This window comes from Niastella vici (assembly GCF_002077945.1).
Classification (GTDB): Bacteria; Bacteroidota; Bacteroidia; order Chitinophagales; family Chitinophagaceae; genus Niastella; species Niastella vici.
This window is the reverse complement of record NZ_LVYD01000002.1, coordinates 393,695-406,581: the sequence shown is the minus strand read 5'-3', so window position 1 is coordinate 406,581 and position 12,887 is coordinate 393,695. Positions and strand designations below refer to the sequence as shown.

Annotated in this window: 8 protein-coding genes; 4 read left to right on the top strand and 4 right to left on the bottom strand. The window is 46.4% G+C overall.

Annotated features, from left to right (window positions below; all coding sequences use genetic code 11):
* Positions 1-7: 7 nt before the first annotated feature.
* The 4 genes from A3860_RS05030 to A3860_RS05010 form a co-directional block, all read right to left on the bottom strand.
* Entirely contained in the window at positions 8-1,207 is a 1,200-nt protein-coding gene (locus A3860_RS05030) for a DUF5000 domain-containing lipoprotein (RefSeq protein WP_081145455.1), read from the bottom strand.
* Positions 1,208-1,244: 37 nt separating this feature from the next.
* On the bottom strand, positions 1,245-3,188 hold the full coding sequence (locus tag A3860_RS05025; protein WP_081145454.1) for a RagB/SusD family nutrient uptake outer membrane protein: 1,944 nt from the start codon (positions 3,186-3,188) through the stop codon (positions 1,245-1,247).
* A 27-nt stretch (positions 3,189-3,215) separates the two neighbouring features.
* Positions 3,216-6,422: a SusC/RagA family TonB-linked outer membrane protein gene (locus A3860_RS05020; protein WP_081145453.1), complete on the bottom strand. Its 3,207-nt coding sequence runs from the start codon at positions 6,420-6,422 to the stop codon at positions 3,216-3,218.
* Between the two features lie 823 nt (positions 6,423-7,245).
* A complete protein-coding gene (locus A3860_RS05010) occupies positions 7,246-7,890 on the bottom strand; it encodes an endonuclease III domain-containing protein (RefSeq protein WP_081145451.1) in 645 nt (214 codons plus the stop codon).
* A 142-nt stretch (positions 7,891-8,032) separates the two neighbouring features.
* On the opposite strand from A3860_RS05010, the gene A3860_RS05005 reads away from it, so the two are divergent.
* The 4 genes from A3860_RS05005 (at position 8,033) to A3860_RS04995 (ending at position 12,773) form a co-directional block, all read left to right on the top strand.
* Positions 8,033-8,455: a thioesterase family protein gene (locus A3860_RS05005; RefSeq protein WP_081145450.1), complete on the top strand. Its 423-nt coding sequence runs from the start codon at positions 8,033-8,035 to the stop codon at positions 8,453-8,455.
* A gap of 378 nt (positions 8,456-8,833) precedes the next feature.
* Complete coding sequence (locus A3860_RS40920; RefSeq protein ID WP_158085138.1) at positions 8,834-9,010, top strand: chryseobasin-related MNIO class RiPP peptide; 177 nt, start codon at positions 8,834-8,836, stop codon at positions 9,008-9,010.
* A gap of 10 nt (positions 9,011-9,020) precedes the next feature.
* Positions 9,021-10,151, top strand: coding sequence for a multinuclear nonheme iron-dependent oxidase (locus tag A3860_RS05000; protein ID WP_081145449.1), 1,131 nt, complete (start codon positions 9,021-9,023; stop codon positions 10,149-10,151).
* 183 nt (positions 10,152-10,334) lie between these two features.
* Entirely contained in the window at positions 10,335-12,773 is a 2,439-nt protein-coding gene (locus tag A3860_RS04995; RefSeq protein WP_081145448.1) for an alpha/beta hydrolase family protein, read from the top strand.
* The last annotated feature ends 114 nt before the right edge of the window (positions 12,774-12,887 follow it).

The window sequence follows — 12,887 nt, the reverse complement described above, 5'->3', positions numbered from 1 at the left end:
GGTTTGTTTACAATGGTTTTCCCCAGATAGAGATCTCACAGCCGGTGAGGGTTTGCCGCAAGCCGCTCCAGTTATATTTATGCCGTACTCTTATATAGCGTACAGGTGGGGCCGTAATGGGAATTTCCCAGCCACTGCCGGCTTGCCCGGCCGCTACGTCGTCAGAGTTTTCGGTTCCATAAGGCAAACCGGAGGGTTTTGTTTCGCGGCATTCAACCAGCTTTGTCCAGCCGGCCCAGCTACCATTGGGTGATGGATTGGTGCTTCCCCATAATTCATACACTTTCATACTGGCGTTCGCGAAATAAGTAGGATCGGGATAGTGCCACCAGGTAAAGCGGCTAAGTTGCGCCGTAACACCCATATCGAAGGTGAACCATACGCCATTGGTAGTATCTGTAATGGTTTCATAGGTACAAATGGCCGAGCCCCAGCCGCTGTATACGCCATCCCACAAATTGCGCATTTGTCGTCCATAGGCGTTTACCGCCAGATCGCCGGTCAGTGGGAATTCGGTGAAACCCGATTTGGGAATAAGAGTTTCATACAGGGGCGACAGATCGGCAAACAGCGTATCGCTCTCGTTCTGGAACTGGTCACGCACGTAAAAAGCGAAATGCTTTTTGGTAGTGTCCATACCGCGTAAGGATTGATTGATGTCCTTGAGCGAGCTGTACACTGCCCCATATTGCGCCCATTGCCCATACTGATCTTTCAGCAGCACGATAATGGAAAGCGCTTTTGCGTCGGGGTTACTGGTGCGGATGTTTATGCCGCCAAAAGTGGCTGCCACTTTAAGGCTGTCGAATGAAGTGAGATACGCTGGTTTCAACGGATGAACCGTTACCTTATAAGGTGCGGAAGCTACCTCACTGCTATTGACTGCGTATAGGGCAACTTCGGTGGCAGTGCTATCTTTAAACCCATCAACCAGCAGGTTGTTGGTGTAAAACGATGCTTTTACCTGCCTGGTAACGCCGGGTCTTATTTCATATTCGGCTTTTACGTATAACAGGTCTTTATCAGTAGGCAACGTATAGGTAATGCGGGCTTCCCCTTTCAGGTTTTCTACTTTACCGTTGCTGACAGCACCTGGCGGGGTGCTATTATGGTCTAATGGTCCTATTACATCTCTTTTTTTGCAGGACCACAAACCTATAATCAGCACCAGGGCCGGTAACAGGAACTTATATATAGCTGGTTTCATGATTTACTAAGTTTTGCTATTGATAATAGTTAGAGGTCTACCATCCGGTATTCTGTACAAGTTTAGGATTTACAGAAATTTCGTATTCCCTAATGGGCCAGAAATAATCGCGCGGCGCTATGAATTTCTGCGAGAAGATATTTACGACCCGGTAGTAATCGGCAGGGGCGCCTTGTGTACGGTCCCAACCGGTGATCGGTTTATTCAATTCTGTAGCCGCATCTTTCCAGCGGCGAAGGTCCCACAGCCGGCTTCCTTCAAAAGCCATTTCGATCAACCGTTCCTGGTGGATGATAGATCTAAGGCCATCTTTGGAAGAGGGCTTTTCCGGACTGGTGGAGTATTGGTTCCAGGAAAATTGAACGCCCTTGAGGCCGGCTCTTTCCCGCACTTTATCGAGGTACTGGTATACTTCTGTTGATGGGCCCGATGCTTCATTAAGCGCTTCAGCGTACAACAGGTACAGATCGGCCAGGCGGAACATAGGCCAGGGATAATTTTCAGAGGTGGCGGAATTAATAGTTCCGGAGAAGGCAAATTTCCAGTTCACCAGTTTTTTTATCCAGTAGCCGGTCATGTTGATGTAATCGGTATTCACCTCATTCATTCTTTGTCCGTGTCTGGCTTCAACCGTGTAGGTGGCGCTGTCGCTGCCTGAGATGCTGTTCTGCATATACCAGATGCTTCCGTCGAAAGCCAGGTCGGCATAGAACCGGGGTTCGCGGTCGAAGTTCAGCCGGGCTGTTGTGTAGCCTTCGGTCAAATTGAACCGTTCCGCATTTGTTGCTGTACGTAATTCTGAAAAGTTCGAAAAGTTATAATTCTTGTCTTCGGTAATGGGTACACCGTGATCGGTATAAAAGGTTTGCGCTATTTTCAACGGAGCACACAATTGATTGTAGGCAGCCAGGTTGATGGGCGCCCGTGGATCTATCTGGCCCATGCAGATGCTTTGGATGTAGTCGGGTCCCTGGGCGGTGAGTGATACGTTCTTTGTAGAACCCCAGATCAGTTCGCTATTCCAGCGTTCACACACCGCATTGCGGATGCTCATCTGTGTACGGGTGGTGTCGGTCATTTTATTGAGGCCGGTAAATTTGTACAATTCAAAACCCGCCTGGTTAGCCACTTCTATAGCCTGTTTGGCTGCAGCAGCGGCACGCTGCCATTTTTCAACACTGTAAGCACTGGAAAAAAGCGCCTGGCCATCATCGTTCTTTAAGGATGCGAAATCGCTGTTCCCATTGAACAGTGGGCTGGCAGCCATTACCAACAACCGGGCTTTTACTGCCAGGGCAATCGGTTTGGTGATGCGGCCTGTTTCATTGGCTACATCGGTTATTTTCATCGGCAGTTTTTCCGCTGCATTATCCAACAGGTTGGCGATGTAATTCACCACAGAGTCTACAGGAGCTCTTTTCACCCTTACCTGGTCGGGGGTTGATGATATAGGCAGCGCTACATCTGCAATGGGAATGGGGCCATAATTGCGCAACAGGTAAAAGTGATAATAGGCTTTCAGGAATTCTACTTCACCCAGCCAGCGGGTACGCAGATCGCTTTCCAGGTCGTACACCTTTTTGGGATCGCTTACGTTTTGTAAGAAAATATTGCAATCCCTGATACCTGCATACAAACCATAGGTTCCATCCCAATAGTTGGCAAACGGGTTTACTTTATTCTGGTTTCCTTTTGCAATATCCCAAACGGTATTGTTAAAAAACACACCATCTCTTGGTAACCAGCACTCATCGCCGGCAACAAAGCCTAATGAGAGATAGGGATGGTTTTCCATTGGAAGGTAGGAGTAACAGGTGAACAGGTATTTCTCCGCCTCGCGTTTTAGCGTGAACGCATTATCAATGGTTACCACGTTGTCGGGCACTACGTCGAGGTATTTGTGACAGCCGCACAGGGTGGCAATGCCCATAGCTGCTGTAACAAAGGCTATATATTTATTTATCAGTAATCGTTTGATCATATATTTTTTTTACTGTTTCAAAAATGATTAAAGGGATAAACGAATACCCAGGTTATACGTTTTCTGCACAGGATATCCCAGGCCTCTACCACCCATTTCAGGGTCCCACATTTTAAAGCGGCTGATAACAAAGAGATTGCTGCCGTTGATGTAAATGCGGCCATTTCTGAAGTGGCTGAGGCGCAAAAACTTTTTTGAAAAGTTGTAGCCTATTTCTACGTTTTTACAGCGGATGAATGTTCCATCGCGCATCCACCAGGTAGAGTTTTGGTTATTATTGTTGATAAATGTTTCGCTCATGCGCGGCCACATGGCATATAGGTTCTGGTTGTCTGCGCTCCAGTGGTCCTGTGCAATTACTTTCAACAGGCCATTTTGTGCGCCGCCATTCAGCACGAAAGGAGAAATGTTCTCTGCATTGATAAAAAAGGACGAGCGGGCCGAACCCTGGAAGAAGGCGCTGATATCGTAATTTTTGTAACCGAAAGAGAAACCGGTTCCGTAAATGATCTCCGGATCGGTGGGCAACCCGATGGGCACCATATCATTGTTGGTGATCTGTCCATCGCCATTTACATCGCGGTACTTGATGTCGCCGCCCATGTATTTGCCATAGTTCTGATAAGGCGAATTGGCTACTTCTATATCGTCAACAAACAGACGTTCTGCTACCAGTCCCCAGGCTTGTTTTATTGAATGGCCTATTTTGGAAAGATGCTGCTCATTGGCCCCATAGGCTGGTTCTTCATATTTGGCAAATTTCGAAACGGCATAGGTCATGTTGCCGCGCAACTGCAGCCACATATTGTTGCCAAAGTTTTTATTATAGTCAAGCGAAAAATCAATTCCTTCTGCTGCAGCTTCGCCCACATTGGCTTTTATCGCCGACTGCAAACCCATTGTAGAAGGGATATATGTGCGGTCCATCAAAATGTTGGTCTGCTTCCGTTTCCAGTATTCTGTTATTACATTAAAGCCTTTGAAAATACTGAACTCCAGTCCATAGTTTTGGGTGTATGCTTTTTCCCAGGTAATGTCCTGGTTTTCGTAACGGCTAATGCTTACACCCGGTCTGTAATAGCCGGTGTTATTGCCAAATGTTGCGCCTCTTCCATAATTATTCAGGTTTACTTCTGAAAGGTAATAGAACCTGTCGCGGGCTGCGCCTATCTGGTCATTACCCACCAGGCCGTAAGAAGCACGCACGCGCAGGTTCGATACAACATCTTTCAGGCCTTCAAAGAATTTTTCATTGGAAATATTCCAGGCTACCCCGGCAGAAGGAAAGAAGCCATAGCGATTGGTTTTATAGAAACGCTCAGAGCCGTTGTAACCAAAATTAAATTCAAACATATACCGGCTGTCGTAAGCATAGGTGAATCTTCCCGATAATCCCTGGTTACGATAAGGAAGCGATAACTGCAGTTTTTCAGCTTCCGTTGGCTGTGGGTACAGGGTAACACCGGGATTGCCTTCCTGGTAGTTGTTGAAAAGCGTAATTAACATCCCGCTCACCGCATGTTTTTCATTGAAGGTACGGTTGTAGTTAAGGGTCGCTTCCAGGTACGTTCTGGAATCCTGGATCTTCGATCCCTCTACATAGTTCAGGTATTCGGTTCCTTCCGCAATACGGGCAAGGGTAACTGTTTTACCGCCATCTACCGTATTGGCCTGGTAATAATAAGGATTGTATTGGCGGGTTACATCAAAATAGGAGTAACGGTTTGTATATGCCATTACGCGGCCGCTAAGCCCGGGGGTAATAAAACCAAAGTCCTGCTTCAGTTCAAACTGGGCCAGCATGCGCGATGATTTATATTCTCTATAACCTCTTACTGAATTGGCAAACGGGTTCAGGTATAATTGCGAAGCGTCATAATATCCGGTGGTGGCATTGGCGGCCTGGCCGGGACGGGGGGCGTTCCCGAACAGGGGATGCGTTACCTGGGGTAGAAAGGTTTGCGGATATACAGCCGGGAATAATACCGGGTTACTCCATAGTACCTGGTTGAAGATCGAACCACCGCCATCAACCGGTCCTCTGTAATCATCAAACTGGCCATACACTCTGAAGATTGCCTCTGTCGTTTTCGTTAACTGCAGGTTTACGTTCGTGCGTAACGAATAATTTTTCAGCTTGATATTGCTGTTGAAATTATTCATGTCGGCAACTTTCAATACGCCGTTGTCAACATTATACGTGCCCGAAACATAGTAGCGTGCCGCTTTTGTGCCACCCTGTAAGTCAAGATTATACCGTTGGTTATTGGTGTAATCTTTTATCATCATTTTTATCCAGTCGTTGCTTGGGTAGATCAATGGGTTGTCGCCTTTGAGGGTACCATCAATTTTCGTTTGGCTGTAAGGAATGGGCGCTAATGGATTTCTCGTAAGCGCCGCTTCGTTCGCCAGCTTCATGTAAGAGATGTTATCGGCAAACTTGAAATTCTGGGTATTTCCGGAGAGCGAATTTTCAACCCTGAAATTAAGCTGTGTCTTTCCTTCGTTACCGGTTTTGGTGGTCACCAGCACTACACCGTTGGCTCCTCTGGCTCCATAAACAGAGGTAGCGGTGGCGTCTTTCAGAATAGAGAAGGCGGCGATGTCATCGGGTTGCAGGCGGGCCAGGTCATTTGTGGTGCTTTCCATACCATCTATCAAAATGAGCGGGTCAACCTTTCCTCCTGAACTGAACGAGGTAATACCCCTGATAAAAAAGGAGGCATTGTCTGCACCGGGTTCACCGGTACGTTGATACGAGATCATGCCCGATAACCGGCCGGCCAGCATGGTGGTGAGGTTGCTGGTAGGGCCTTTCAATTCTTTTGGATTGATGGTGGTGATGGCGCTTACCATACTGTTCTTCTTTTGTTTGCCACCGAAGGCAACAACGACCACATCATCGAGTGAAGAAACAGATCGTTTCAGGATGACGCGGAGTCTGCTTTCTCCTTTAATTTCCACTTCCTGCCGGTCGTAGCCAACAAAAGAAAAGATCAGGATGCCATTGGCTGGAGCGTTGATGCTGAAGTGGCCCGTTGCATCTGAGATTGTTGTCATTTTGGGGTCGCTCTTTAAAAAAATGGTCACATTGCCCAGGGCTTCCGACGAATCAGAGATAACAAGTCCCCTGACTGTTATACTCTGCGCCTGCGTGGTGAGGCAAATGCAGGTGCAAATCAGCAGGGCCATTAGCTTTAATGGCCAGTGCCGTTTCGGGGTTTTACAATTCATATGCGTGTTTTGGTTAAGTTTTGATGTTTGCAGTCTTTGAAAACAGATCGCTGGCTATGCAATAAGATCACGACATGTAGAACATGTTCAGACAATAAAAAGCTGAATCATGCCCTGGCATTACCGCAGGAAGCCATATTGAATTATGAAGCCGGCTGACTGTTTTGAACAAAGGAAAAAGCAGTGGGCGGAACCGGAGTAGCGGTCCATTTTAAACTGCCTGATAATGAAAAAGTTGAAGAGAGAAAGAGTGGCCAGTGGCCGACAGCGCTGAAAAACGTCATTTTTACACGTTTTTCATGGCAAAAGGTGTGTGGGGTTAGCGCTACTGAGTTGGTTACGCACGCCCGGGTGGAGCTTGTGTACAGCTTTGGCATAGCAACAATTCGTTAGTTTGGTATAGTGGTTACGGGTTTTTTGGTCATGAAACCCCGATATGTAGCAGATAAGTAGCCGGTTTAGGGCTGGCTGTTGTTTCCTTCAGCTAAATTCCTGTACCGGTTCCTGATTGTAAAATAATTGAGAATACCTGGTATGAAGGGGGGAGAAATCCATAAAAGACAGGGGAGGAATTCATATTTTATCAGAAGAAGCGGGCGTAAAACGGGACAAACTGAAAATTAGATTATTGGCTGAAAGTCAGGAGGAACAATAAAAATGTATGTTTAACAGGTATTAATTGTAGTACATTAATTTATGCGCATTATCGCATAAGAAATAAAACGATATTTATTTTTAAGGGACGATGGTGCTGATTTTTTGCATCTCTCATTATTATATGTTCGTTTGACATGTATGAGGCCCGGCGGCAATTACCAGCTTTTTACCGTTTTTTCACCACTTTCCACTTATTATAATAAGCACAAACTTTTTTCATGGGGCAAATAGGGCATTCGGGTTGGGGCCTGCATATTTCCCGTCCCAGGAACGACATACTCATGCCTGCATCCCATTGCTCTTCAGGTAAAGTCTCCATCAACTGTTCCTCCATTTTCTCCGGTTTGTCGGTAGTGACGATCCCGAGCCGTGTTGCCACCCTAACCACATGCAGATCAACCACCACGCCTTCTGGTTTTTGCTTGCTTTCCCTTCTGATGACGTTGGCCGATTTTCTGCCAATACCGGGTAGCTCAACCAGTTCATCCATTTCCAGCGGTATGCGGCTGTTTGTTTTTATTTCTTGAGCCATGGCAATAAGCCGGGTGGCTTTCTGGCGAAAACTCCGCACTTTGGCAATATAGGGGAATAGTAATTCGGGGGTGGCATTTGAAAGCGCCTGCATATCGGGGAAGGCTTTGAATAATTCGGGTGCAATGGTGTTCACGATAGCATCGGTGGTTTGGGCCGATAAAACGACCATCACCAGCAATTGGTACCTGTTCTTTGATTCGAGCGGGTGTTTGGCGTTTTTGTATTTTTTGAGCAGGGGTTTTATCGCTTCAGGCCAGTTGATAGCCGGCTGTTTCATGGTATAATATTTATCTGGTTAAAGTTAAATATAAAATATTTTACATGTTTTAGTGGATTTTGGTTAGCTGCTTGTGTAAAATAAAGACAATCGATTTAGAGGCAGTCTTTTACATTTGCAGCCATCAAATAACTATTTCATTATGGAGTTTTCAAAGACCTACACCGCCAAAGACGAGCATATAGACTTTCAAAACATTATGGATGGCCTGTATTATCCATTTTACATGGAGTATTGCCGCCACGATTACATTAAAGAAGTACTTGGTTTTGATTTTGAAGAAGAAGCCAAAAATGGCGTGAACATGGTATTGTCGAAATATACCCTGCAGTTTGTACGGTCATTGAAAAAGGGCGATGAATTTATTGTTACCTGCAACCTGATGGTTGATAAGAGTAATAAGTCGGTGTTGCATTTCAAACAAACCATTCTGCTGAATAATAAAGTGGTTACCAAAGCCGTATTCTCAGGTACTTGTGTAAAGGCCGGCGGTGGGAGGCCCTTTCTCCCCGAAAATTTACTGCAGAAGCTGACAGGCGCGCCGGAATGGGATGGGGAACTGTAGAAAATAAAACCTTTTTTATCGCTGGAGACCAATGGTAAAAATGCCTGAAACCATTGTCCAGCAAGCATTTTGCGGTTCTGGTAATGCCTTTGCCATCATAAAACGGCGAAAAACATGACTATTTTAGTGAAAGGCGGTGATGTATTTTTACACCATCAACAACGGTAGCACGGTAAAGCGGTAAAGAAAGAGCAGAAAGCTACCCGAAGCAAAAGCTTCACACAACTCAGACTTACGTTTTTTTTCATATGGCAAGCAATCGTTAGAGGTCGACTGTTTCTACAGAGGACCTTTTTTCTTTTATACCCCTGCACATTGCATGCAACGTTCCCTTCACATCGTTGGTCAAAATGGCTACCAACAACCTAAATCACGCTCATGAAACTTTCAAAAGCATTGCTTGCGGCCATGCTCACCGGCATTACGCTGCAGGGAGTACAATCCTGTACAAAAGACAAAGATGAACCTTCTAAAGAACAAAAAGAAAAAGAGAAAGAAGGTGAGAACAAACCGAAACCACATCCGTATAGCTGTCCGGCCTGTGGAATGGGTTAAATATCCCTCTATGACAAAGCTGCTTGCTACAGCCGCCTGTAATCTCGATGCCGATATGCTCAATGCCTGTTACCCCTTGTTTCTGGAAGAAAAGGTGCAGGCCATCGAGTGGTCGTTCGATGCATTGTTCGATCATGGCGCTTTGCCACAATGGTTCGGGGAATTGTTACAAGCTTACAGCCAGGCGAAAAGACTCACCGGTCACGGTGTGTTCTTTTCGCTTTTCTCTGGTAAATGGTTGCCTGAACAGGTGCAATGGCTGGCTTCCCTGCGCGATACCATTCAGCGGTTTCCACTGGAACAGGTTACAGAACATTTTGGTTTTATGACCGGTAAGGATTTTCATGAAGGTGCACCGCTGGCAATCCCTTATACTGCCACAACACTGCGCATTGGCCGTGACCGCTTACGCCGTATTCAGGATGCGGCCCAATGTCCGGTGGGGCTCGAAAACCTGGCCTTCGCCTATACGCCCGATGAAGTGAAACGGCATGGCGATTTCCTGTATAAATTGATTGAACCGGTGAATGGGTTCATTATTCTCGATCTTCATAACGTATACTGCCAGCTGAAGAATTTCGATCTCGACGCTAATGAATTGCTATCTCTTTATCCGCTCCATAAAGTACGCGAGGTCCATATTTCCGGCGGTAGCTGGGAGCGGGTGGAGTCGGAACCCGGGCGTCAGATCCGCAGGGATACACACGACGATGTCGTGCCGGCTGAAGTTTTTTTATTATTGGATAAGGCGCTTGACCGTTGTCCCGAATGCAAATACGTAGTGCTTGAACAATTAGGGAATGGGTTGAAGTCGCATACCAGCCGCCAACAGTTCTACCATGATTTTGTGCGCATGGATAATATTCTGCAGCAAAAGAACTGGTTTCGCAAAGGGGAATCACAAAATGATTTTATGCCGTTGCAGCTGTTTGATAATGGGCCGGCGCCTGAAGATGAATTGCTATTCAATCAACAGCGCGAACTGTCACAAATACTCGAATCAGGAATGTCGTACAGCGAGGCCATGCAGGTATTGAACCGTTCTTCCCTGGCAAATACCCCCTGGGATATTGAGCACTGGGACCCTGCCATGCTCGAAACCGCCATGCAGATAGCGCGTAAATGGAAAAAGCAGGTGTGATCAGTCTGTGTAGTATATATGCAAGCCTGCAGGATCGTAGATCTTGCGGGTTTTTGCTTTTATGAGAATATTGAATTATGCGGTTCTTACCAATATACCGCCGCCAATCATAATTCCATTCTTTGGTGCCGGCCAATTATTATCTTGAGCGCCTGACCGACTAACTATAATAAATCGTCATTCATGAGAAAATTTCTGTTACTCATCAACTTCTTTGTTGTACATTTTTGTTTTGCCCAGGGCGAAGGATATAAAACGCCACCCGCCGCCATGGCCGAACTGTTACTGGCCAAACCCACACCGGCGGTAAGCATTAACGAACAGGGAACCTGGATGCTGCTGATGGAACGGAACAGTTACCCTTCGGTCGAAGAACTGGCGCAACCCGAATTAAGGATCGCGGGACAACGGATCAACCCCAACAACTTTGCACCCAGCCGGCAGAATTTCATTAATAACTTTATTTTAAAAGATATTAAAACGGGTAAAGAATATCCGGTGACCGGGTTGCCGGTAAAATTGCTGGCAGGCAATGTAAGCTGGAGCCGCGATGATAAAAAGATCGCCTTTACCAATACCACCAATAACAGGGTCGACCTGTATGTGATTGACGTTGCTACCCGCAAAGCGACAAAAGCGAACAAACAACCGTTGAATGCGATACTGGCGCAAACCATTGTGTGGATGGATGATAATTCCCTTTTGTATAAAACCATATTGCAACCGGCCGCAGCTGCTCCGGTAAAGTCGCTGATGCCTGCAGGCCCCACTATTCAGGAAAACCTGGGTAAAGTAGCGCCCAGCCGCACTTACCAGGACCTTATTAAATCGCCTTACGATGAAAAGCTTTTTGAATTTTATTCCACATCGCAATTGGTGAAGAATGTAAATGGTGTAGAGGTCCCTGTTGGTAAGCCTGCCATCTATCTTACTTACAGTCTTTCCCCCGATCAAAAATACCTGCTTACTCGTACCATCCATAAACCGTTCTCGTACCTGGTGCCTGCCTATGGTTTTAACACAACGGTAAGCGTTACCGACCTTAGTGGCAAAGTAGTGAAAGTAATGGCAGAACTGCCTTCGTATGAATTGTCGCCATCTGGTAATGATAATATCCTGAATGCGCCCCGTGAATTTGAATGGCGTAATGATGAAGCGGCCTCTGTAGTGTGGAGTGCGCCGCTTGATAGTGGTATCTACAAAAGCAAAACTGATTTTCATGATGCGGTATATGCTTTAAGTGCGCCATTTACCGGCGAAGCCAGCCAATTATTCAAAACAACCTGGCGATACGATGACATCACCTGGGGTAATGCAAACCTCGCGCTGGTAACAGAACGCCTGGAAAGCAGGCAAACCATTCGCCTGAGCCGGTATAATCCCACTACTGGTAAGCTCGAAATGTTACAGGAGCGCAACATGACCGATGCATATAACGATCCCGGTTCTCCGGTCACTGAAAAGAACAGGTATGGCCGCTATGTAATAAAGCCAATCGATAATGATTCCAAAATACTGCTGAACAATCATACCGGCAGTTCACCCAGGGGCGATTTGCCCTTTCTGGCAATATTTGATGTGAACACGAAGAAAAATGAGATCATATGGCGTTGCAAAGAAGGCTCTTTTGAAACCGTGACTGATGTTGTGAATGCAGATAAACTGGTTTTTATTACCCGCCGGGAGTCGCAGAAAGATATGCCGAACTATTTTCTTAAGAATCTGCTGGAAGAAGGCGATCGGCAGCTTACGAATTTCACCAATCCATATCCGCAGCTCGAAGGCGTTAGCAAACAAAAGATCACCTATAAACGTGCCGATGGCGTAGATCTTACCGGAGACCTGTACCTGCCAAAGAACTATGATACAAAGAAGGATGGCCCGCTCCCGGTGTTGATGTGGGCGTACCCGCGTGAATTCAACTCGGCATCCGATGCAGCACAGGTACGCGGCTCCAAAGACCGGTTCACCATGGTATACTGGGCCAGTCCTGTTTTCTGGGTAACACAGGGCTATGCCGTACTCGACAATGCAGAAATGCCCATTGTATCAACCAGCGCCGATAAAAAGCCGAATGATAATTTTATTGACCAGTTACGAATGAATGCAGAAGCAGCTATCAATAAGCTGGCCGAAATGGGAGTGGGAGATAAGGATCGCGTTGCCGTGGGTGGACATAGTTATGGTGCTTTTATGACGGCCAATTTGCTGGCGCATACGAACCTGTTCAAAGCAGGTATTGCGCGCAGCGGCGCTTATAATCGCAGCCTGACCCCTTTTGGTTTTCAGAATGAAGACCGCACATACTGGCAGGCGCCTGAGTTGTATGCAGCCATGAGCCCGTTCAGTTATGCAGATAAAATAAAAACGCCTTTGTTGCTGATACATGGCGAAATGGATGATAACCCTGGTACTTTCCCTATTCAAAGCGAGCGGTTGTTCAATGCGGTAAAGGGCCATGGCGGAACCGTTCGGTTCGTGAGCCTGCCTTATGAAGCACACGGTTATCGCGGTAAGGAGAACCTGTTACACATGCTGTACGAACAGAACGCCTGGCTTGAGAAGTATGTAAAGAATGCCGGGAAGGGTGGTACAGGGGGAGGGGAGAAGAAGGGGTTTTAGAAAGTAATGAGTTTTTTTATATAGATTGCTGATAGCTCACTCAAACCAGTAAGCTATCAGCAATTTTATTATAATAGTAATTGGGTTTTTCAGAAATTACGAATATTCAATGCC

What these genes read in the sequence shown, in the direction of transcription:
- A3860_RS05010 (WP_081145451.1), bottom strand. Translation starts at nt 7,890, where the DNA reads ATGAAACAGCCGGCTATCAACTGGCCTGAAGCGATAAAACCCCTGCTC.
- A3860_RS05030 (WP_081145455.1), bottom strand. Translation starts at nt 1,207, where the DNA reads ATGAAACCAGCTATATATAAGTTCCTGTTACCGGCCCTGGTGCTGATT.
- A3860_RS05020 (WP_081145453.1), bottom strand. Translation starts at nt 6,422, where the DNA reads ATGAATTGTAAAACCCCGAAACGGCACTGGCCATTAAAGCTAATGGCC.
- A3860_RS40920 (WP_158085138.1), top strand. Translation starts at nt 8,834, where the DNA reads ATGAAACTTTCAAAAGCATTGCTTGCGGCCATGCTCACCGGCATTACG.
- A3860_RS05000 (WP_081145449.1), top strand. Translation starts at nt 9,021, where the DNA reads ATGACAAAGCTGCTTGCTACAGCCGCCTGTAATCTCGATGCCGATATG.
- A3860_RS05025 (WP_081145454.1), bottom strand. Translation starts at nt 3,188, where the DNA reads ATGATCAAACGATTACTGATAAATAAATATATAGCCTTTGTTACAGCA.
- A3860_RS05005 (WP_081145450.1), top strand. Translation starts at nt 8,033, where the DNA reads ATGGAGTTTTCAAAGACCTACACCGCCAAAGACGAGCATATAGACTTT.
- A3860_RS04995 (WP_081145448.1), top strand. Translation starts at nt 10,335, where the DNA reads ATGAGAAAATTTCTGTTACTCATCAACTTCTTTGTTGTACATTTTTGT.